Origin of the sequence: Enterococcus sp. DIV0561, from assembly GCF_050539875.1 — a bacterium.
Classification (GTDB): Bacteria; Bacillota; Bacilli; order Lactobacillales; family Enterococcaceae; genus Enterococcus; species Enterococcus faecalis.
Map to the genome: position 1 here is coordinate 2,228,329 of NZ_CP172927.1, position 22,695 is coordinate 2,251,023.

Annotated in this window: 21 protein-coding genes; 6 read left to right on the forward strand and 15 right to left on the reverse strand. The window is 37.3% G+C overall.

Annotated features, from left to right (window positions below; translation table 11 throughout):
- Window positions 1-5: 5 nt before the first annotated feature.
- The 14 genes from rnr to groES all read right to left on the reverse strand — a co-directional run bounded on the left by rnr (window position 6) and on the right by groES (window position 14,802).
- Window positions 6-2,375: a ribonuclease R gene (gene rnr / locus IGM13_RS10650; RefSeq protein WP_002356549.1), complete on the reverse strand. Its 2,370-nt coding sequence runs from the start codon at window positions 2,373-2,375 to the stop codon at window positions 6-8.
- On the reverse strand, window positions 2,375-3,148 hold the full coding sequence (locus tag IGM13_RS10655) for an alpha/beta hydrolase (protein WP_002382646.1): 774 nt from the start codon (window positions 3,146-3,148) through the stop codon (window positions 2,375-2,377). Before IGM13_RS10655 ends, rnr begins: the two co-directional genes overlap by 1 nt.
- A 145-nt stretch (window positions 3,149-3,293) precedes the next feature.
- A complete protein-coding gene (gene secG / locus IGM13_RS10660; protein ID WP_002356546.1) occupies window positions 3,294-3,530 on the reverse strand; it encodes a preprotein translocase subunit SecG in 237 nt (78 codons plus the stop codon).
- Between the two features lie 167 nt (window positions 3,531-3,697).
- A complete protein-coding gene (locus tag IGM13_RS10665; RefSeq protein WP_002356545.1) occupies window positions 3,698-3,973 on the reverse strand; it encodes a GNAT family N-acetyltransferase in 276 nt (91 codons plus the stop codon).
- Entirely contained in the window at window positions 3,963-4,247 is a 285-nt protein-coding gene (locus IGM13_RS10670; RefSeq protein WP_002382645.1) for a (4Fe-4S)-binding protein, read from the reverse strand. The genes IGM13_RS10665 and IGM13_RS10670 overlap by 11 nt, the downstream gene beginning before the upstream one ends.
- Before the next feature lie 91 nt (window positions 4,248-4,338).
- The gene (locus IGM13_RS10675; protein WP_002367160.1) at window positions 4,339-6,168 is read right to left on the reverse strand and encodes a heavy metal translocating P-type ATPase; all 1,830 of its coding nucleotides are present in this window, start codon (window positions 6,166-6,168) and stop codon (window positions 4,339-4,341) included.
- Window positions 6,169-6,491: 323 nt separating this feature from the next.
- Window positions 6,492-7,319 carry an ammonia-dependent NAD(+) synthetase gene (nadE, locus tag IGM13_RS10680; protein ID WP_002367161.1) on the reverse strand — a complete coding sequence of 276 codons (828 nt, stop codon included), beginning with the start codon at window positions 7,317-7,319 and terminating at the stop codon, window positions 6,492-6,494.
- Window positions 7,320-7,321: 2 nt separating this feature from the next.
- Window positions 7,322-8,806, reverse strand: coding sequence for a nicotinate phosphoribosyltransferase (locus IGM13_RS10685; RefSeq protein ID WP_002356538.1), 1,485 nt, complete (start codon window positions 8,804-8,806; stop codon window positions 7,322-7,324).
- 77 nt (window positions 8,807-8,883) lie between these two features.
- Window positions 8,884-9,294, reverse strand: coding sequence for a GtrA family protein (locus IGM13_RS10690; RefSeq protein ID WP_002367164.1), 411 nt, complete (start codon window positions 9,292-9,294; stop codon window positions 8,884-8,886).
- Window positions 9,295-9,513: 219 nt separating this feature from the next.
- Complete coding sequence (locus tag IGM13_RS10695; protein ID WP_002419478.1) at window positions 9,514-11,061, reverse strand: glucosaminidase domain-containing protein; 1,548 nt, start codon at window positions 11,059-11,061, stop codon at window positions 9,514-9,516.
- Between the two features lie 16 nt (window positions 11,062-11,077).
- On the reverse strand, window positions 11,078-11,788 hold the full coding sequence (locus tag IGM13_RS10700; RefSeq protein ID WP_002419477.1) for a hypothetical protein: 711 nt from the start codon (window positions 11,786-11,788) through the stop codon (window positions 11,078-11,080).
- 23 nt (window positions 11,789-11,811) lie between these two features.
- Window positions 11,812-12,531 carry a response regulator transcription factor gene (locus IGM13_RS10705; RefSeq protein ID WP_002419476.1) on the reverse strand — a complete coding sequence of 240 codons (720 nt, stop codon included), beginning with the start codon at window positions 12,529-12,531 and terminating at the stop codon, window positions 11,812-11,814.
- Between the two features lie 303 nt (window positions 12,532-12,834).
- Window positions 12,835-14,460, reverse strand: a complete 1,626-nt coding sequence (gene groL / locus IGM13_RS10710) for a chaperonin GroEL (RefSeq protein ID WP_002362559.1) — start codon at window positions 14,458-14,460, stop codon at window positions 12,835-12,837.
- Window positions 14,461-14,517: 57 nt separating this feature from the next.
- The gene (gene groES, locus IGM13_RS10715) at window positions 14,518-14,802 is read right to left on the reverse strand and encodes a co-chaperone GroES (RefSeq protein ID WP_002356531.1); all 285 of its coding nucleotides are present in this window, start codon (window positions 14,800-14,802) and stop codon (window positions 14,518-14,520) included.
- A gap of 232 nt (window positions 14,803-15,034) precedes the next feature.
- Here groES and IGM13_RS10720 point away from each other — a divergent pair, with 232 nt between their 5' ends.
- A complete protein-coding gene (locus tag IGM13_RS10720) occupies window positions 15,035-15,211 on the forward strand; it encodes a hypothetical protein (protein WP_002356530.1) in 177 nt (58 codons plus the stop codon).
- A gap of 18 nt (window positions 15,212-15,229) precedes the next feature.
- The gene (locus tag IGM13_RS10725; RefSeq protein ID WP_002356529.1) at window positions 15,230-15,883 is read left to right on the forward strand and encodes a CPBP family intramembrane glutamic endopeptidase; all 654 of its coding nucleotides are present in this window, start codon (window positions 15,230-15,232) and stop codon (window positions 15,881-15,883) included.
- A 42-nt stretch (window positions 15,884-15,925) separates the two neighbouring features.
- On the opposite strand, the gene IGM13_RS10730 is transcribed toward IGM13_RS10725, so the two are convergent.
- Window positions 15,926-16,576 carry a redox-sensing transcriptional repressor Rex gene (locus IGM13_RS10730; protein WP_002356528.1) on the reverse strand — a complete coding sequence of 217 codons (651 nt, stop codon included), beginning with the start codon at window positions 16,574-16,576 and terminating at the stop codon, window positions 15,926-15,928.
- A 213-nt stretch (window positions 16,577-16,789) separates the two neighbouring features.
- Here IGM13_RS10730 and abc-f point away from each other — a divergent pair, with 213 nt between their 5' ends.
- The 4 genes from abc-f (at window position 16,790) to IGM13_RS10750 (ending at window position 22,475) form a co-directional block, all read left to right on the forward strand.
- Window positions 16,790-18,736, forward strand: a complete 1,947-nt coding sequence (gene abc-f, locus IGM13_RS10735; protein WP_002367169.1) for a ribosomal protection-like ABC-F family protein — start codon at window positions 16,790-16,792, stop codon at window positions 18,734-18,736.
- A gap of 14 nt (window positions 18,737-18,750) precedes the next feature.
- Window positions 18,751-19,383, forward strand: a complete 633-nt coding sequence (locus IGM13_RS10740; protein ID WP_002356525.1) for a GntR family transcriptional regulator — start codon at window positions 18,751-18,753, stop codon at window positions 19,381-19,383.
- Window positions 19,384-19,582: 199 nt separating this feature from the next.
- Entirely contained in the window at window positions 19,583-20,773 is a 1,191-nt protein-coding gene (locus IGM13_RS10745; protein ID WP_002388977.1) for a quaternary amine ABC transporter ATP-binding protein, read from the forward strand.
- Entirely contained in the window at window positions 20,766-22,475 is a 1,710-nt protein-coding gene (locus IGM13_RS10750; protein ID WP_002419475.1) for an ABC transporter permease/substrate binding protein, read from the forward strand. Before IGM13_RS10745 ends, IGM13_RS10750 begins: the two co-directional genes overlap by 8 nt.
- Window positions 22,476-22,695: the final 220 nt, after the last annotated feature.

Consider the following 22,695-nt stretch of genomic DNA (forward strand, 5'->3'; position numbering starts at 1 on the left):
CTCCTCTACTTCTTCTTTTTCCCTTTTTTATTTTTTTGTTTCATTGCTTCTTTATAAAAAGGTTGTTTTTTGCCTTTGCCTTTTTTCTTATTTTTCTTTTTCTTACCATCAAATGATTCATCTTTTTTATTTCTTCGTTGATTATTTGAACGAGTTGAAGAATTGGCTTTACCTTTTTTACGTCCTTTTGGTCCTTCGACTGGCGCAACTTCTTCAGCTGAAATCAATTCAAAATCAACTTCTCTTGTTTCTGGATCAGCTTTTTCAACACGGATTTGAACTTTCTGACCAATTTTCAAAGTCATTCCCGTCCGTTCACCAACTAACGCCATATGATTTTCAATAAAGTGGAAATAATCTTGTTTTAAGTTGTTCACGTGAATTAAGCCTTCTATTGTATTAGGCAGTTCCACAAAGATACCAAATTTTGTGACAGAGCTGATGATCCCGTCATACGTTTCTCCCACTTTATCTACCATAAATTCGGCTTTCTTCATAGCGTCCACTTCACGCTCTGCATCAACTGCGCGACGTTCCATACTTGAACTATGATTGGCAATTTCTGGTAATGCTTCGTTCCATTTTTCTTGATTTTTTTCAGATTGATCTTGGCTATAGCTGCGAATCAAACGATGCACAATTAAATCTGGATAACGACGTATTGGTGAAGTAAAATGCGTATAATATTCAGCGGCCAACCCATAGTGTCCGTAGTTGTCTTCTGAGTATTTCGCTTGTTGCATACTTCTTAGCAACATCGTATTAATAACCACTTCTTCCGGCTTATTTTCAACTTGCTCTAAAACTTTTTGTAAATCTTTCGGTGAAATGTTTTCTTTTGTTCCTTTAACAAGAATGCCAAGTACTGCAGCAAAATCAAAGAAACGTTGCATTTTTTCTTCTTTTGGTTGTTCATGAATCCGATAAATAAATGGCAGTTTTAAGTCATGATAATGACGTGCCACAGTTTCATTCGCTGCCAACATAAAGGATTCAATTAATCGTTCACCCACGCCACGCGTGCGTAAAAGAATATCTTGGGGATGACCATTTTCATCAACTAGGACTTTGGCTTCACGATCTTCAAAAGAAATCGCACCACGGCGCATACGCATCTCTTCTAATATATGGTGCAGCTCGCCCATCTCTTTAAACATGGGAACTAGCTCTTTGTAGCGTTCTAACGTTTCAGGTTTTTGCTCTTCTAAAATTTCATTGACTGCTGTATAGGTCATTCGCTCCGTTGTTTGGATCACACTTTGGAAAATTTCATGCGAAATAACTTCTCCTTCTGGTGTAATTTCCATCTCACAGCTCATGGTTAAACGTGGAACATGTGGGTTTAGCGAACAAATCCCATTTGATAATCGCTGCGGAATCATTGGCACAACTCGATCTGTCAAATAGACACTTGTGCCGCGTTCATACGCTTCCATATCCAATTGGCTTCCTTCAGTTACATAATAAGAAACATCTGCAATATGCACCCCTAAAAAGAAATTGCCATTTGCTAACTTTTGTACCGTTACCGCATCATCTAAATCTTTCGCATCTTCTCCATCAATCGTCACAATCAACTGATCACGTAAATCCCGACGACCGACTAAATCGCTTTCTGCAATAGTTTCTGGTACTTGGTCCGCTTCAGCTAAAACTTCATCAGGAAATGCTGTGGGAATTCCATGAGCCACCACGATTGATAAAATATCCATTCCTGGATCATTTTTATGACCAATCACTTGTTTGACTAGTCCTTCCATACTCGTTGGATATTCTTGATCTGGATAATAGGTAATTTCAGCAATGACAATGCTGCCATCTACTGGCTTAATCCCTTCAGGTGCAATTGATACAGTATACTGATTCAATTTCTTATCTTTGGGAATCATGTAGCCATACAGTCCCATTTCTGCCATTTCTTCTTCACTATATGCCACAAATTCTCCGACAACTTGGCTCACTGCTCGCTCTTTAATTTCTTTGACTTTACCTTCTGCGCCGCGATCTGAAAAAGGATCCGCATGTTGGATCACGTCGATTAAAACCGTGTCCCCATCCATTGCAAAGTTCGTTGCCTCTTTAGGAATATAAACATCTGGTTCTTCAGGATCGATGGTTACAAAACCAAAGCCTCGTTCATTTGCACGAAACGTTCCTTCTATTAATAAGTCTTTCATTGGTAACAGGACTTTGCCTTTTTTGTTGAAACTAACTGACTTTTCTCGTTCCATTTGTGCAATGGTTTGCACTAAAATTTTAAAATCTGAACTTTTTTCTAAATTCAAGCCTTGTGCAATTTCTTCCATTGAAAAGCTTTTCTTTTTTTGGCTTTCCATGAAATGTAAAATTTGCTCTTTAATTGTTTGTTTTGTCATTATTTCTCCTCATTCCAAGGTAGTGTTGCTAAAAATTGCACCACATCTTGCTCTAATTGTTTGTGTTCTCCACTCACCGTAATGACATGTCCGCTGTTTGGGTACCATTGTAAGGTCACACGTGCTTGTGTTAGCGCTTGGGCCGTTTGATAGACGCCCATTGGCTCAATCATTTCATCTTTGCCAGCTTGCGCTAAGAAAAGAGGTGCGTGGATTTTGTTTAGTTTGTCAGCCGTCTGACTAGCAATCGTTTCAATCGCTCCTAATTGTTGTTTGACTCGTTGCTTAATCGATTGCAACCGGCTTTGTTGTTCCTCTGCAGGAACTTCTGCGATTTTCATCACATTTTCTGCGTATAATACAAAATTTTCTGGGACTTTATTTTCGACAGGGTAGATCGGTGAACAGAAAAATCCACCACCAATTAATCCTGTTAATTGTTCCGTTAATGCATGCATACTGAAAATCCCGCCCATTGATAAACCAAAAATGGCAATTTCTTGGTAGCCTCTTTCTCTCAAAAAAGCGACTGCTTCTTGTGTATCTTGCCACCATTGTTCCGTTGTTTGATCTAAAATATCTTCAGGAACTAGCGTGCCATGTCCTGAAAAATTAGGCGAATAGACAGTATAATTTTCTTTTTCTAAACGTCTGCTTAACATCCGTACATCATTACTGCTGCCAGAATAAGCGTGTAATAAAAGGACCGCCCGTTTTCCTTTTTCTGAAAATAACGGCTTCGGTAAATTGATTTTTTTTGCCACTTCGCTCACCTCAGCTTCATTCTATCATATTCTCAAAAGAAAACCTTCCGAAATGATAAGTTTCAAAGACTTTTTCAGAAAGAAAAAGAACAGAAAAATAAGTGTCCGCACTCATCTCTCTGTTCTAAACTTGTCATTTTAAAAGATTACGTACTTATTTTGAAGATAAGAACGCCAAAACAAATAATAAAATCATCCAAATTGCGCCAAGAACTGCTGTTGAGCGTTGCATAACAGCTTCAAAGCCGCGCGCTTTTTGCTTCCCAAATAATTTATCTGCACCGCCAGTGAAGGCACTTGCTGCACTGTTTTGTTTGCTTGGTTGCATCATAACAGTAATGACGATTAAAACAGATAAAATGATGACCAACGTTAAGATTAGATTATACATGCGTTAATTCTCCTTTTTATACAAATATGCGAAATTCATCTACTTTAATGTAGCATATTTTATCTGTAAACACCAGTGAAATTTAATGTCTTTCCTTATTTGTCTCTAATAGCAACAGCCGCAAGTAGGAATCAGATTTCTACTTGCGGCTGTTGCTAACTTATTTTTTATTTTCTCAATACGTCTCCGTATTCAGGTTTAGTATCAAATTCTTTTTTGGCAAATGGACATAGCGGAATAATTTTTTTATGCTCTTTTCTCGCTTTTTCAACACCGGCTAAAACAAGTTTTTCAGCTAATTTTTGTCCACGATAAGTTGGATCAACAAACGTATGATCAATAATCATCATGCTTTCGCCAGCATCTGACCAAGTCATTTCACCAATTTCTTGGTTTTCATCGTTATATAGAGCAAAACGATTGTTTTCTTCTTTAATTTGCATATTCGTTCCCTGCTTTCCGAATATATTTTAGAGCACCACTTGGACATGAATCTACCACAATCATGTCATTTTCAACACTTCCGTTATCTGGAATAATCCATGGTTTCCGACCAACTTCAAAGACTTCTGGATTTCCGCGAACACAATTACCAATATGTTCACAAATATCTTTATTATAAAAGATATCAATTCCTTCCCCAGTATATTTACGGTAGCCTTCTTTTAATAGTTGTTCTTCCGTGACTGGTTGCCCATCTATTTGGTTTCCTTCCATTGCACAATCTCTCCCCTGTAACTTATTAATATTAAAAACGTACCTTTATTTTACCACTAAGCTGGACATTCAGGCAATTAATTGTTCCACCTTACTTGCCAATTCGACGAGCTCGCAAAGCAGATAAGATTGACACAGTGTCCACAACTTCTTGTAGCATAGCCCCGATTAGCGCCGGAATGATCCCGGTACTAGCAATTAACATTAGTAAAACGCAGATAAAAATTCCGATTAATACAGATTGTTTGGCAATTTTCATGGTATCTTGGGCAATTTCGACCGCTTGGCTGACTTTACTTAAGTCATCTTTTAAAATAACAACGTCAGCAGTTTCACTAGCCGCAGTAGCTCCATGAGCGCCCATAGCAATACCTACGTCTGCAGCGGCAAGCGAAGGTGCATCATTTACACCATCTCCTACCATGATGACTGGATGGTTTTCTTTGGGCAATTCTTTTAGAATAGTTAATTTATCTTGTGGTAAACATTCCCCATGTACTTCGGTAATTCCTACTTCTGCAGCAATCGTTTCTGCGACGGATTCTTGATCCCCCGTCAGCATTAAAATTCGTTGAAGATGTAATTGGTGTAATTTTTCCATAGTCTCTTTTGCTTCTGGGCGTACAGTGTCTGTAAAAGTAATTCGGCCTAAATATGTGCCATTACGTGAAATATGAATAGTCGTTTTATCAATTTTTTCAGTTGCTTGAGACTCTTGTGTCACAAAATTCTTTTTACCTACCCGTATCTCAGCACCATCCACAAATGCCTTCACGCCAGCACCAGAAACTTCCGCTAGATCTGTAATATTTTTTAATGGAACATCTTGCTTTCTGGCATAAGCAACAATTGATCTAGCTAAAATATGACTTGATTCTTGTTCCACGCTTGCTGCCAATCCCACTAATTCAGCAGCAGTTATTTCAGCATTGATTGGTTGGACTTGATCAACAGAAAGTTGTCCTTGCGTAATCGTGCCTGTTTTATCAAACGCAATCGTTTTTGCAGAAGCTAATTTTTCGACCATCGTTCCCGATTTAATAACGACCCCATGACGACTTGAACGACCCATCCCTGCCACTAAAGCAATTGGGGCAGATAGAATTAAAGGACACGGCGAAGCAACAACTAAAACTTCCGCAAAACGTGTCGGACTTTTTGAAACAAACCAAGCAACACCTGCAATTAGGTAGGCAACTAGTGTAAAAGGTACCGCATAGCGGTCTGCTAAACGTACAAAATGAGCTGGACGTGCCGCAGATTCTTTCACTAAGTTCACAATCGTTTGATATTGACTGTCGGCTACAGTTTTTTCAGCAACCATTTTCAAAGAGCCATCACCATTCACGGAACCCGACATTAATTCATCACCAGGATTTTTTTCAATTGGTTTTGATTCTCCTGTTAATGAAGATTCATCGACTGTTGATGTCCCGGTTTTTACCAAGCCATCAACTGGAACTAGTTCCCCTGGTTTTACTACTAATTCATCGCCAACATTGATTTCCTCAACAGAAACATCTTCTAAATTTTCGCCATTCAAGCGATGAGCTTTTTGTGGCGAGTTATCCAATAATGACTTCAGCTCTTGGTTAGCTTTTCCAGCGGCATAGTCTTCTAATGAATCACCACCAGTCAACATAATTAAAATCATCAAACTGGCCCAGTATTCTCCCACAGCTAAGGTCGCGACGATAGCGGTAATCGCTAAAATATCGACACCATATTTTCCTTCACGTAAGGTTTGAATCATTTCCCAGAACATCATTAACGCCATTACAGAACCTGTTATTAAAATAATGCCATACGCCCAATTCGGCTGATGTAAAATAAATTCAAATAATAATGCCAAAACTCCTGTTATAATTGTAATCCCCAATTTTGTTACATGCTTCATCTCTTTTTCTCTCCTATCATTCACTTTACATTATTGAGCGTACCTTTTCTGTTTTGAAAAAGAAAGTGAAAACGCCTAAATGAAAACGACTTTCATTATCATAGAATAGAGGTCGGGACAGAACCGTTTAGCTCCGAGAAATAAGAAGAAATTTCCGAAAATTGCTCTTTAATTTTTAGAGAATTTCGGCTTATTTCCGAAGGAGTTGGTTCTGTTTCCGCCGTTTATCAGGTTTTGATCCTGGAGCAAAAATCCAAAGTGATTTTTGTTCTAGGCTTGTTTACTTTCTAAAAAGTAGTTATGTAAAAAAACACAGACCATCGTTCATTCGCCGATGGTCTGTGTTTTTATTTCCAAAAATCATCAAAAATTGTAATGGGTAAATGCCGTTTGTGTTGTCCTTTTTTATACCAGTTTTCAATTGTTTGTTGATCTGCTTCCGAGACTTTTTTGCCTTCCAAATAGTCATCAATGGCATCATACGTGACACCTAAGGCAACTTCATCTGCAACTAACGGTTTGTCATCTTCTAGATCAGCTGTTGGTATTTTTAGATACAAAGCTTCTGGTGCCCCAAGTTCTTTCAGCAAAGCTTTTCCTTGGCGCTTATTTAAACGAAATAACGGTAAAATATCCGCTCCGCCATCGCCATATTTGGTGAAGAAAGCTGTCACATTTTCGGCTGCGTGGTCTGTGCCAATTACTGCGCCAGCATTTTCGCCAGCTACTGCATATTGTGTAATCATACGTTGACGTGCTTTCATGTTCCCTTTATTAAAATCGCTAATTTGAACACCAGCGTTTTCTAGCGAACCAACCATTGCATCCACTGCTGGTTTAATATCCACTCGTAAAGAAACATCTGGCTGGATAAAGGCAAGCGCGGCTTGTGCATCAGCTTCATCTGCTTGCTCACCGTAAGGAAGGCGAATCGCAATAAATTGATACGACATATCTCCTGTTTCTTCGCGCATTTCGGTCATCGCTAATTGTGCTAAGCGTCCAGCTAATGTTGAATCTTGTCCGCCACTAATTCCCAAGACAAAGGTTTTTAAAAAAGGATGTTTAGTTAAATAAGCTTTCAGAAAATCAATACTTTTACGAACTTCTTCTTTTGGATCAATTGTCGGTAAAACACCTAACTCTTGAATGATTTTTTCTTGAAGTGTTGTCATTTCTAGGCCTCCTTATTCACCGTTTCCGTTAAATGTTTAACGTCTTTACGCACTTTTTCCAATAAATTCATTTTGTGGTTCCAACAATCTGTTGAAAGGTCCACTGGATATTTTTGCGGATTCAAGTCCCGCTTGTATTCTTCCCAAAGTGAATCTAAATTTTCTTTTGCATATTGTTTAATTTCATCTAAAGTTGGTAATTCGTACACACGTTTTCCTTCAACGAAAATATCTTGGAGTACTGGCCGTGCTTCAAAATCACGGACATACTTATTAATAAAGGTATGAACGGGATGGAACATATAAATTTCTTCTTCTTGGCGAGGATCTTCGTTCCAAAGTGTCACATAGTCCCCTTCTGACTTTTTATCAGATTTACGTGTAATACGCCAAACTTGTTTTTTTCCTGGTGTTGTCACTTTTTCAGCATTGCTAGATAGTTTAATGGTATCTTTCATTTGACCATCTTCACCTTCAATTGAAACTAATTTAAACACCGCTCCTAAAGCCGGTTGATCATAGGCCGTAATCAGCTTGGTACCCACGCCCCATACATCAATTTTTGATTTTTGCATTTTTAGATTCAAAATCGTATTTTCATCTAAATCATTCGATGCATAAATTTTTGCTTCAGTAAAGCCAGCTTCGTCCAGTTGTTCACGAACTCGTTTAGAAATATAAGCCATATCGCCACTATCAATCCGCACACCTAGGAAATTAATTTTATCCCCCATTTCTCGAGCTACTCGAATTGCGCTTGGCACTCCCGCTTTCAAAGTATCATACGTATCAACAAGGAAAACGCAATCCCGATGTGTTTTGGCATACGCCATGAATGCTTCATAATCATTTCCATACGACTGAACCAATGAATGGGCATGAGTCCCACTAACCGGAATACCAAAAATTTTACCAGCACGAACATTACTTGTCGCGTCCGCCCCACCAATATAGGCGGCTCTTGTGCCCCAAATGGCAGCATCTAATTCTTGTGCCCGGCGTGTTCCAAATTCCAATAAAGGATCATCGCCAATCACAGATTTAATTCGAGCCGCTTTTGTCGCAATTAATGTTTGGAAATTCACCATATTTAGCAAGGCAGTTTCTACCAATTGACATTGTGCCAAAGGACCTTCAATTTGAATTAACGGTTCGTTATTAAAAACCAAATCCCCTTCTAAAGCAGAGCGTACAGTACATTTAAATTCAAAATTTGCTAAATACGTCAAGAAATCTTCTGGATATTCTTCAACTTCTCGGAGATATGCAATATCAGATTCTGTGAACGTTAAATTTTCGAGATAATTGACTAAACGTTCTAAACCTGCAAAAATTGCGTAGCCATGATTAAAAGGCATCTCTCTAAAGTAACATTCAAAAACAGCATGTAAATCTGCTCTCCCTAATTCCCAGTATGTTTGCATCATATTGATTTGATACATATCTGTATGCAATGTCAAACTATCATCTGCATATGTATAGTCCATCGTTTTCTACCTCTATTCTTTGTATTAAAAACTTGTTTATATTATAACAAAAAAATTTTTTTTAGCCTAAAATCTGCTTAGACCTCTTTTTCTTTAAAAATGAAAAATTTACTGAAGAAATAATTTAAAATCACTACTACAACTTGTGTAATCATTTTCGCCCAAAACGATGAAAAATGAATGCCATCAATTAGGAGAATCATTAAACCCATATCAGCCACAAAAGATAAAATTCGGTACCAATAAAATAAGCCCATTTCTTTAAAAAAACCAGCTATGCTTTCATGCTTACTTGCGAATACCCAATATTTATTCGTGAAAAAGGCAAATAGAACAGATAAAAACCAACTAATTGCGTTACTTATCTTGTAATCCAGCCCTAACACGTTTTGACAAACAAAAAACACAACTAAGTTGACGACCGTCGTTGCACCACCAAAAAATAAATAAGCCAGTACTTCTCGGTATTTACGAAATAATTCTTTCAATTTTCACGCATCCTTTCAACTAATCATTTTATCAAACTTCGGCAAGAAAACCTATCTATTTTGTGTAAAGACACAATTCTCTTGCTAATTTTACTATTTATTAAGGTATTTATGAAAAACAATAGTAAGAGAAGAGGAGAAGTTCATCCATGGATGAACTTCTCCTCTTCTCTTCGTCTAATAATATATGACTCCATCGACCAATAAGTTAAATCAGCATTAGTCCTTTAGCTTAGGAAGTGCTATCGTTTGTCCTTCGGTTAATACAGAATACGTTAAGTCATTTTCCTGCTTGAGTGCGTTTAAGGAATAGCCCGTTTTTTTAGCAATTTTTGCGAGTGTCTCTCCTCTTTTTACTTCATAATACTCAGTAGACTCTGTTTTTGAGTCATTCGCTGTACCATTTGATTGCTCTGCTGTTTCCAAAGCATTAGTCACCGATTTACTGATTATTAGTGATTGAAGTAACGCTTGTTCTTTCGGTTCTAGAGAAGTCGCCGCTGTATGCTGAGGAATCGTGATTTTTTGGCCAATATAAAACATTTCTTGAATCTTTAAATTTTGTTTTAAAATGGCTGTTGCTGACACACCAAACGTCTGGCTAATGGTGGCGAGAGAATCTCCTTTGCTTACTTCATAGATGACTGCTTCTTTTTTTAGCTGTTCTTTGACTGCTTCCTTATCAAACGAAGGTTTCTTTTCTTCTGCCAAATTAGTCACTACTGGTTTCTTCTTTTCTTGATCGTATTCAGTTAATTGATAGGTTTCAATCAACGCGTTTAATTTTTTATCGTAATATGTATCCGTTGCATAACGACCTGTTAAAAATTTTGTTGCCTGCTGATAATTCGTCGTGTTTGCTTTCAAAACGCCGTGATAAAAAGTTGGATTACCCGCCAGCCCATTGATGATTAATTTACTATAGTCTGTTAATGACTCTTTATAGGAAGGATACTGACGAAAATCGGCATGAATGGTGGTCATCTTCCCTTTACCATCATCTTCTTGTGTGGGAAAGCTGACACTTTGACCTTGATAAGCGCCTTTAATGCCAAACAAATTATAATTAGGCGGCGCGGCTAACGCACTATTGCCCGAGCCACTTTCTAAAATAGCTTGAGCTATCATGACAGAAGCGTATAGATCATGCCACTGACCAATAACTCGTGCTTCTTCACCGATTTTTCTAATAAACTCAGAAGTAGAAGTATTCTCTTGGACAACAAAATTTGCCTCGGCTTGTTGTTGAATTCCTGCTTGCTTTTCCTTTTCTTGACTATTGTCTATCTCTGAATGTACCAACGGCTCTTTGGTCTTTTCAGTTAATGTAGAATTTTGTGGTTCCTGATTATGAGGCGGCTTTTCAGTGAGTGCTTTACGCTCTTCAGACGCTGGTTGCTCACTTTGTAACGATTCGGTTGGTTTAGTACTAGCAATTGGCTTTTCTTGTGGCGGTAAACTATTTTCAGATTCTGAAGGTTCCATATTATTTTCCTGATGGTCACCGCTGTCATTTTGTATTGAACTTTCTTGTTGTTCAGACGAACTTATTACTGTTTCGTTCAGCGTTGAAGAAGTAAGAGTTCCTTGGTCTTGATTGACTTGGTCCGCTCTTTTTTCTTCCAGTACTAGCTGTCGGCTTTCGTGACTCGTTTCGGTCTCCTCTTGAGCGATTAATGGTTCCGAATTGTAGTAACTGGCACCCGCATAAGTCCCTAAGACTCCAAGACATACCAACTTCAAATATCTTGCCTTTCTTTTTTTCATCGCATTTCTCCTTCATTTACCTCTTTATTTCTGCTAATAATTGCTCTATCTGTTGGTACATTCCTGTTGATTCATTCTTGATGGTTAGCATTTGTTCACAATAAGCTTGGTACTCTCTTGCCACTTGCTTCATGCGTGTTAAAGTTGCTAAACGTTGTTCCATCTCTTCATGAACTGTTGCAACTTGTTGGTTAGCTTGGGCAATTGTTTCTTTTGCTTGACGTTTGGCTTCTAATAAGACTTCGCCAATTTCTTTTTGAGAAAGCGTAACGGCTGTGTCTAAGTTCTCTTCGCTAGTCTGTTTCTGTTGTATCTTTGCTTCAGACAATTGTTTCTGTAAAGAAGTGATAGTTGCTTCTTTATCACTTAACGTTTCTTTAACATCTTTAAGTTGAACATCTTTTTCGACTACTTGTTTTTGTAATGCTTCCACTTCATTGGTTTGCATTAATAATTGCTCCGTTAGTTTTTTTATGGATTGCTGATATATTTGATTTTCTTCTTCTAGTTTTTCAGCAAAAGAAAACGATTCTTCCGACAGTTCAGTCGGCACTTCTTGCTTGACCTGCTTAACTTTTGCAGCTTGCTCTTTTGCATAAACGACCTCGTCATCAAAGATTGCTTCCTCTGTTACCTTCGGTTGTGCTTTCCCCGATTGTTCATTTTCAAAATCCGGCATCTTCTCATACTCCTCATCTTCATTGTTTTTAGTCAAAAATTGCCACATTTGTTTCTCCTCCTTCGTACCTTTTACACCGTTAACATATAGCCTTTTGAGCGAATTGTTTTGATATATTGTGGTTTGTTCACATCTTGTTCAATTTTTTTACGCAAATGGAAAATCACATTAGCGACACGATATTTTCGTTCATTCGCACTATCTTTCCAGACATTTTTATAGAGTTCTTCATATGTAATTGTTTGTCCTGCGTGTTTGTATAAATACTCTATTGTGAAAAATTCCAATTTTGTTAAAAGAATTTCTTCTCCACTTCCCAAGCAAACACTCAAATTTGGCGCAATTAAATACAATCTCTCAGAAAGATTCTTAGTAACGGTTTGTTCCTCGTTTGCACTAACTAATTTAGGATAAAAACGTCTTTTTACACGTTGCAATAAATTACTCATGCTTAACACGCATTCTTGGCGATCATAAGAATGATCAAAAACGCCATCTGCGCCTAATTGTAAATAAATAATTCGATTGACTTTACTAATTGCTTCTGTCCGAGAAAATAACCAAATTGGCAAGTCTGACTGCTTGCGAATTGTCATTAATAACTCACAACAAGTATTTACTTGCTGGTGATCAGTAACTTCAATCACTAATCCATCAATATGGTGCAAATGAAGAAGTATATTTGTTCCTTGGATGATCTGACATTCTACTTGATTACTAACAAACCAATTTTGACAGTATTCTTTTGTTTCAATTGTCAAAGGGACGACACCAATTGTATATTTTTCCATTTTTTTACCTCAATCTTCCTAATATTCTCCTTCAAAATATAATAATTTTTATTTATATTCTATTAATAAATAAAAATCACCAACTACTAATTTTTCAAAAAATGATTGTTATTACTAAATTTTATCGAATAAAAACAAGGCTGTCTAGCTAAAACGAAGCCTTTAAATTATCATCTTTTTTGTTAAATGAGTAAATATTTGAGAAAACACTACAAGCAAAGATATTATTCAGATTATTTATTCTTTATGTAAAAAAAAGCTTACGATTTTTCAATCGTAAGCTTTTAGAATACTTTTTTATTTTTACATCATACCGCCCATGCCCATTGATGGATCCATCATAGGAGCTGGTGCAGCTGGTTCTGGTTTGTCTGCAACAACTGCTTCGGTTGTTAATAATAAAGCTGACACAGAAGCTGCATTTTGTAATGCAGAACGAGTTACTTTTGTTGGGTCAACAATACCGGCTTCAACCATGTTTACCCATTCACCGTTAGCTGCATTGAATCCGATACCTAAGTCAACATTTTTTAGTTTGTCAACAATCACTGATCCTTCATAACCAGCATTTTCAGCGATTTGACGGATTGGTTCTTCTAATGCACGAACGACAATCTTGATCCCTGTTGCCACATCGCCTTCAGCTTCCAACGCAGCGACTTTACCAATTACATTGACAAGTGCGGTACCACCACCTGAAACCATACCTTCTTCTACAGCGGCACGTGTTGCGTTTAACGCATCTTCAATTCGTAATTTTAATTCTTTTAATTCTGTTTCAGTTGCAGCACCGACTTTAACGACAGCAACCCCACCAGCTAATTTAGCTAAACGTTCTTGTAATTTTTCACGATCAAAATCAGACGTTGTTTCGCCGATTTGGTTTTTAATTAAATGAACGCGGGCATCAATGGCTTCTTTTGAGCCAGCACCTTCAACAATTGTTGTGTTATCTTTGTCGACAACTACTTTGCTAGCATTTCCTAAGTTTTCAATGGTTGTGTCTTTTAACTCTAACCCTAAGTCGTCAGTGATTACTGTACCACCTGTTAAAATAGCAATATCTTCAAGCATCGCTTTGCGGCGGTCACCAAATCCTGGCGCTTTTACTGCGACAACATTAAATGTACCACGGATTTTGTTCAACACTAATGTTGGTAGAGCTTCTCCATCAACATCATCCGCAATAATCAATAGTGGACGGCTTTGTTGTAGAATTTGTTCTAATAAAGGTAAGATATCTTGAATATTTGAGATTTTTTTGTCGGTAATTAAGATATATGGATTTTCTAAAACAGCTTCCATTTTATCGTTGTCAGTAACCATGTATTGAGATAAATAACCGCGGTCGAATTGCATTCCTTCAACCACATCTAATTCTGTTTCAATCCCTTTTGATTCTTCAATGGTAATTACGCCATCGTTACCAACTTTTTCCATTGCATCAGCAATTAATTGGCCGACTTTTTCAGAGCCTGATGAAACAGCAGCGACCTGTGCAATCGCTTCTTTTGAATCAACTACAGATGAAATATTGTGTAATTCTTCTACTGCTGTTTTTGTTGCTAATTCAATCCCACGACGAATACCTAATGGGTTAGCTCCAGCAGTTACGTTTTTTAAGCCTTCACGAACAATGGCTTGTGTCAAAACAGTCGCTGTTGTTGTTCCGTCACCAGCAATATCATTCGTTTTAGAAGCAACTTCTGAAACTAATTTTGCGCCCATGTTTTCAAAATGATCTTCTAATTCAATTTCCTTAGCAATTGTTACCCCATCGTTAGTAATTAATGGTGAACCAAATGATTTTTCTAAAACAACGTTACGACCTTTAGGGCCTAATGTCACTTTCACTGTATCTGCTAATACATCTACTCCGCGTAGCATTGCTGCACGTGCATCTTCTGCAAATTTAATCTCTTTTGCCATGATTTCTTCACCTCATAATTTTTTTCTTCTATTATATTATTCTGTAAAAGTTGTTTATTATTCAACAGTGGCAATAATGTCTTTGGCTGATACAATTAAGTATTCTACGCCTTCGTATTTCACTTCTGTTCCTGAATATTTTTCAAACATTACTGTGTCACCAATTTTTACTTCCATCGGAACTTTTGTGCCATTTTCAAGCACACGACCTTCACCTACTGCGATAACTTCACCTGTTTGTGGTTTTTCTTTTGCAACGGATGCAAGAACAATTCCTCCAACAGTTTTTTCTTCTTCTTTCGCGACTCTAATTACGACGCGATCGCCTAATGGTTTTAACACAATAAATCCCTCCAAATAAAAAGTTTTCGCTTATTTTAGCACTCGATACACAAGAGTGCTAACTCACACTATTTATAATACTCATTTCACTCTAAAAATGCAAGTCTTTTCTCTCTTTTTCTTGTCAATTATAAGATACGCATTTTTTATTGCGTATTCTTTTTTCATGGAATGTTTTTCCAATCCTTTAATTCATGGTAAAATAAATTGACTACGATTGGAGGCGAATAAAATGAAACAACGTTTACTTACAGCACTAATAGCAACATTCGTTTATTTTGTGATAGCGAATTTAGGAAATCTTGTTTTCAGTGTCACAGAAGGAATTGTTTCGACACTTTGGGAATCTCTTTTCTTTTTCTTATTCGTTTTTCTTTTATTAGGATATCGCAATAATCGTAAAAAATAATTATAGAAAGGATTAACCATGACCTTAAGAAAATCAAGTTTATTTATTTTAGTCACATACATTATCGCTTTTTTCGGGCCGTTACTTTTTTCGGGTATTTCTCCCAATGCAGCGATTAATGTGACAACTGCTCTCTACATTATTGGTGCCCTTGTAATGATTGGCATCTTTTTAAAAACAACAGAACCTTCTCCTTTAGAGGAAACAGCAACCTTGAAATCACCTATTTTTATTTTTTTACTAGGTGTTAGTGGGATTTTCATTGCCATGCTGATTCAAGGCGTTACTTTCGCCATTGAAGTAGCCATCACAGGAGAACAAGCTACTTCTCAAAATACACAAGCTATTGTAGCGGTGATTTTGGCAAATCCTTTATTTATTTTGGCAACTACTATCGGTGGCCCGATTATGGAAGAATTCGTCTTTCGTTATGCATTTATCCATTTAATCCAGCCTTTTACAAATTTCTGGATTGCGGCTACTGTTAGTTCGGCGATTTTTTCACTCGCACATGCCGATGGTCACTTTTTTGTTTATTTCTTTATGGGATTTTTCTTTGCTCTTTTGTACAAGCAAACTGGAAAAATTTGGACCTCAATTATTGCCCATTGTGGCATGAATACGATTGTGATTATTGTTCAATTACTTTTGCATAATGGTGCAATTCAATAAGAAAAGGGCCTTCGTCTAAACGACTAGGCCCTTTTCTTTTGCTTATTCTTCTTCGTCAATCAATTCGTTGTCATGATGTAAGAAATAAATTAATGTTTGTAATTCGTTGGTTAAGTCAACATTTTGAATTAATACTTCAGGTGGCGCTACTAAACGCGCAGCTGTAAAGTTTAGAATTCCTTTAACCCCTGCTTCGGCAAGTTTGTTTACAACTTCTTGCGCTTTGCGAGCTGGAATAGTTAAAATAGCTACTTCGATTTGTTGAACACGAATTTGTTCCATCATATCTTCCATTGGATAAACCGGAATACCGTCAACAATGCGTCCCACAATATCTTCATTCACATCAAATGCGCAACTTACACGAATACTGTTGCTTTGATGGAATTTGTACTTTAATAAAGCACTTCCTAAATTACCAACCCCGATTAATGCGACATTGGTTAACTCATCTTCATTCAATGTTTTTGCAAAAAAGTTCATTAAGTTTTCAACATCATAGCCGTACCCACGTTTACCTAATTCACCAAAATATGAAAAGTCACGACGAATAGTCGCACTGTCTACTTGTACCGCTTCACTTAATTCAGTTGATGAGACTTTATTTTTTCCTGTATCATGTAACATTCTTAAGTAGCGATAATATAAAGGAAGGCGTCGCGCCGTTGCTTTTGGAATAACTTGATCTTTCACAATTGGACCTCCAATACTTTCACTTAAATCTTATCCATTAACATAATAGCAGTTTTTCACAATAAAAAGCAATTCTATGGCTCAAAAATAGCATTTTTCTTCAAAAGTTTGTGATAAAAGGTATAAACCTTCACAAAGCATTTTTTGATACGTGCTATTTTAGCAGATTTTATGCTACACTAAGGGCAATGAATTTAGAAATGAGGACTACTGATGATTTTATTACAAGCAAATCAAGTTGCCCGGCATTTTGGCTCGGAAACATTGTTTGAAAACATACATTTAGAAATTGCAACAAAAAGTCGGATTGCCTTAGTTGGTCGTAATGGTGCTGGAAAATCGACTTTTTTAAAAATCATTGCAGGCATTGATGCTCCCGATAGCGGAACCATTGCCAAAAATAAAACTGCTACGTTAGGTTATTTAGCTCAAAATACCGGCTTAGAATCAGATAAAACCGTTTGGGAAGAAATGACAAAAGCCTTTGCTGACATCCTAGAAATGGAACAGCGTATGCGAGAATTAGAAACCAAAATTAGTGAAATGGAGCCAACCACTTCCGTTTATGAAGGAATTTTAAAAGAGTACGATCAATTGCAACATACGTTTTCTGAAAAAAATGGCTACGGCTATGAAAATGAAATTCGTTCAGTCCTTCACGGCTTTGGCTTTGATGAATCCTTTTACACGAAAGATATTCAAACCTTATCTGGTGGTCAAAAAACCCGACTTGCATTAGCGAGAATGCTTTTACAAAAACCAGACATTTTAATTCTGGACGAGCCTACAAACCACTTAGATATCGAGACGCTTTCTTGGCTGGAATCTTATTTGCCAAGTTATGCCGGCGCACTATTGATTGTTTCCCACGATCGTTATTTTTTAGATAAGGTAGTTAATGAAGTTTATGAACTGAGCCGCAAAAAAATGACTCACTACAAAGGAAACTATTCCAAATACTTGGAGTTAAAAGCAGAACAATTAGCCAGTGAATGGAAAGCGTATGAAAAGCAACAAGAAGAGATCAATAAGTTAGAAGATTTCGTTGCCAAAAATCTGGTTCGTGCATCTACAACGAAACGTGCGCAAAGTCGCCGAAAAGTATTAGAAAAAATGGATCGTTTAGACCGACCTCAAGGAGATGAAAAATCGGCGCATTTTCTTTTCGATAGTGAAAAAGTCTCGGGAAATGTTGTTTTACAAGTCGAAGATGCCGCCATTGGTTACGACCAAGAACATGTTTTATCCGAACCTATTCACTTGGATATTCGTCGCAAAGAAGCCATTGCCTTAGTCGGACCGAACGGAATTGGTAAATCCACTCTCTTGAAATCAATTATTGACCGCATTCCTTTCATTAAAGGAAGTAAAACTTTTGGCACCAATGTTTCTGTAGGTTACTATGACCAAGAGCAAGCCAATTTACATGGCAATAAAACGGTCTTAGCGGAATTATGGGATGAACACCCAACCACACCTGAAAAAGAGATTCGAAGTATTTTAGGCGGCTTTCTCTTCAGTGGAGATGATGTTGAAAAAACGATTCCTTTATTAAGCGGTGGTGAAAAAGCACGTGTGGCATTAGCAAAATTAGCGATGGATCGTGACAATTTCTTGATTCTCGATGAGCCAACCAACCACTTGGATATTGATAATAAAGAAGTTTTAGAAAATGCGCTGATTGATTATGAAGGAACCATCCTCTTCGTTTCCCATGACCGTTACTTTATCAATCGAATTGCAACAAAAGTTGTTGAGCTTTCTGAAAAAGGCAGCAAACTTTATTTAGGCGACTATGATTATTATTTAGAAAAGAAACAAGAGGAAGAAGAAATCGCTGCCCTCTTAGCTAATGAAGAAGCGGCGAAAAAAACCGAACCAGTTACAGCCAAAAATACCTTTTATCAAAACAAGGAGCAACAAAAATTACTCCGTACTTTGCAGAGAAAAATAACACAAGTCGAAGAAAATCTTGCTCAGTTAGATACGACAATTGCACAATTAGAAGCACAAATGAGTCAACCAGACATTCTAGAAAATCATGTTGAATTGCTGGCTTTAAACCAACAATTAGATGACGCTCGTCAGCAACAAGATGAACTACTTGAGCAATGGGAAAATTTCAGTTTAGAATTAGAAGAAATGGAAAATAACAATTAACGGAGGGATTCACTATGGCTTCCAAAAAAATCAGTTTAACGAAGCCCAAATATCAACAAATCGCCGTTGATGTTGCGGAAAAAATTGCAGAAGGCAAATTACATGTTGGAGATAAAATCCATGCCCGTTCCACCCTAGCTAACCAATACCAAGTGTCGCCAGAAACAGCCCGCAAAGCCATTATCGTTTTAGTTGATTTAGAAATCGTTAAAGCCAAACACGGCAGCGGCTTCTATGTGGCATCAAAAGAAAAAGCGCAGGACTTTGTGACACAATATCAAGACGTTCAAACGATTGCTGAAATTAAAGAAGAATTGCTAGATAGCGTAGCGAAACAAAAAGAAGAACTTACTCATTTTTCTAGCATTCTAGATACTCTTGTTGAACAAACAAAGCGTTTTGATTCTTTCAATCCAATGAATCCTTATTCATTAGTTTTAACAGAAGAAGCTGCTTATCTTGAGGCGACGATTAGCGAAATGAATTTTTGGCAAAACACTTCGGCAACGATTATCGCCATCAAACACAAAGAAGAACTTCTGGTCTCACCTGGTCCATATGCAAAGATTTCGTTGAACGACACACTTTATTTTGTTGGACATGACGAATCAACGTTACAACGAGTCCAAAATTTCTTTTATCCTTAAACAAAAAAGTGACTACTTATCTTGCGGTAAATAGTCACTTTTTTTATTTATTATTTCTATTTTTCATAAAAAACCACTATAAAACCTAGTTAAAATACTGTTTTTCTTCATTTTCAGAAAGATTTTCATCTAATTTGACAAAGTGACAACTTTATAGTAGTCTGATGTAGTCACTTTTTTAATGAGGAGGAACAATGATTTGCCAAAAGTAAAAGTAAATCACCTTACCAAAATCTTTGGTAAGAAAACCAAACCGGCACTTGAAATGATTCGTGCCAACAAAAGCAAAACAGAAATTTTAGAAAAAACGGGTGCCACAGTCGGTGTTTATGATGTAAATTTCGAAGTTGAAGAAGGCGAAATTTTCGTTATTATGGGGTTATCAGGAAGTGGGAAATCAACATTAATTCGTTTATTAAATCGTTTGATTGAACCAACTTCAGGAAATATTTATATTGATGGACAAGATATTTCTTCTTTAGATAAAGAAGGATTACGTGAAGTACGTCGAAATAAAATGAGCATGGTTTTCCAAAACTTTGGTCTTTTCCCCCATCGAACTATCTTAGAAAATACGGAATATGGTTTAGAAATTCGTGGTGTTCCTAAAGAAGAACGCCAAGCAAAAGCTGAAAAAGCCTTAGAAAATTCTAGCTTAATTGCTTTCAAAGACCAATTACCAAGTCAATTATCTGGTGGGATGCAACAACGTGTCGGCCTTGCTCGTGCCTTGGCTAACGATCCAGAAATTTTATTAATGGACGAAGCGTTCTCTGCTCTTGATCCGTTAATTCGTCGTGAAATGCAAGACGAACTATTAGATTTACAAGAAAATGTCAAAAAAACCATTATCTTTATCACACATGATTTGAATGAAGCTTTACGAATCGGCGACCGGATCGCCTTGATGAAAGATGGTCAAATTATGCAAATTGGGACTGGAGAAGAAATTTTAACCAACCCAGCCAATGAATATGTGCGAACCTTCGTGGAAGATGTGGATCGTTCAAAAGTCTTAACTGCCCAAAATATTATGGTACCTGCTTTAACTACTAACATTGAAATTGATGGCCCAACTGTTGCTTTAAAACGGATGCGTCAAGAAGAAGTGAGTATGTTACTTGCCGTGGATAAAAAACGCCAACTAAAAGGCGTGGTACGCGCAGAAAAAGCTTTAGAAGCGCGTAAAAACGGGACTTCTCTTGTAGAATGTGTGGATCCAGAAATTCAAACAATCGACAAAGATATGTTAGTGAATGATATTTTCCCACTGATTTATGATGCACAAACGCCTCTTGCCGTGACTGATAACGGCAAACTATTAGGCGTGGTCATACGTGGTAGCGTACTTGAAGCACTTGCAGAAACAGAGGTGAACGAACATGAATAAGTATCAATTACCTGTCGCGTCTTGGGTTGAAAGTTTTACTGATTGGTTAACTTCAACATTTGCTGGATTATTCAGCTTTTTACAAACAATTGGTCAAAGTGTAATGGACAACATTACTGCCTTACTAACAGCCGTACCACCACTTGTGCTGATCGTGCTATTAACGATTGCTGCTTTCTTTATTTCTAATAAAAAAATCGGCTTAAGTTTATTCACGTTTATCGGCTTAATGTTTATCTATAACCAAAACTTATGGAACGATTTAATGAGTACCGTTACGTTAGTTTTACTTTCTAGTGTTATTTCCATTATCATTGGTGTGCCACTGGGGATTTTAATGGCGAAAAGCGAAAAAGCCAAAAGTATCATTACACCGATTTTGGACTTCATGCAAACAATGCCTGGTTTCGTTTACTTGATTCCAGCCGTTGCATTCTTCGGAATTGGTATGGTTCCTGGGGTCTTCGCCTCTGTTATCTTCGCTTTACCACCAACCGTGCGCTTTACGAATTTAGGAATTCGACAAGTACCAAATGAACTTGTTGAAGCAGCTGATTCTTACGGTAGTACTGGCTGGCAAAAATTATTCAAATTAGAATTACCTTTAGCCAAAAACACGATTATGGCTGGTGTTAACCAAACAACCATGCTAGCTCTATCAATGGTAGTTATTGCTTCAATGATTGGTGCGCCTGGATTAGGACGTGGCGTCCTTTCTGCTTTACAACGTGCGCAAGTCGGGAACGGTTTCGTAAATGGTGTGGCTTTAGTTATTTTAGCGATTATCATTGACCGTTTTACTCAACATTTAAATAATAAAAAAGCAGCCCCTAAAGCAGCTGGTGCCACCTCTAAAAAGAAAAAATACGGGATTATTGCAACGGTTGTTGTAATTGTCGCTGGCTTAGTTGGTGCTTCAATTTTTACAACAACAAATGATAAGCAAATTTCCCTTTCTTATGTGGAATGGGATACCGAAGTAGCCTCCACACATGTGGTTGCCGAAGTCTTAAAAGATATGGGATATGATGTTAAAACGACTCCTTTAGATAACGCAATTATGTGGGAATCTGTAGCTAAAGGTGAAACAGATGCCATGGTTGGTGCGTGGCTACCAGGAACTCACGCAGAGCAATATAAACAATATAAAGATAAATTAGACGACCTTGGTGAAAACCTTAAAGGCGCGAAGCTAGGAATTGTCGTCCCTTCTTATATGGATGTTGATTCTATCGAAGATTTATCTGATCAAGCTGGGAAAAAGATTACTGGAATTGAACCTGGGGCTGGTGTTGTTGCAGCAGCAGAGAAAACTAAAGAAGCTTATCCTAATTTGAAAGATTGGTCTGTTGAAACTTCTTCATCAGGTGCCATGACTGTCGCCTTAGGACAAGCAATTAAAAACAACGAAGACATCGTTATTACTGGCTGGTCTCCTCACTGGATGTTTGCAAAATATGATTTAAAATATTTAGCTGATCCAAAAGGCACTATGGGCGGCGAAGAAGCGATTCACACAATGGCTCGCCAAGGCCTAAAAGAAGATCAACCAGAAGCTTACAAAGTGTTAGATAATTTCCATTGGACAACTAAGGATATGGAATCTGTCATGTTAGAAATTAACGAAGGCAAAGACCCACAAGAAGCTGCACGTGATTGGGTTGATTCACATAAAGACCAAGTAGCAGAATGGAAAAAATAATTCTTAACAAATGACTTCCCCATCTGTTAAAAGAGGGCGTTGAACAAATTGTTCAACGCCCTCTTTTTTCGCAAAAAAACCACTCAGTTGGGTAGACTGAGTGGAAAGGAGTTATTTTTACTTGAGGAGTAAAAATGAAAAGTGTTTATGTTGGGTGTTTTGTTGGTATGCTTATATATTAACGAGAACCTGTGAATAATTTGTGACGAAAACCTTGGAA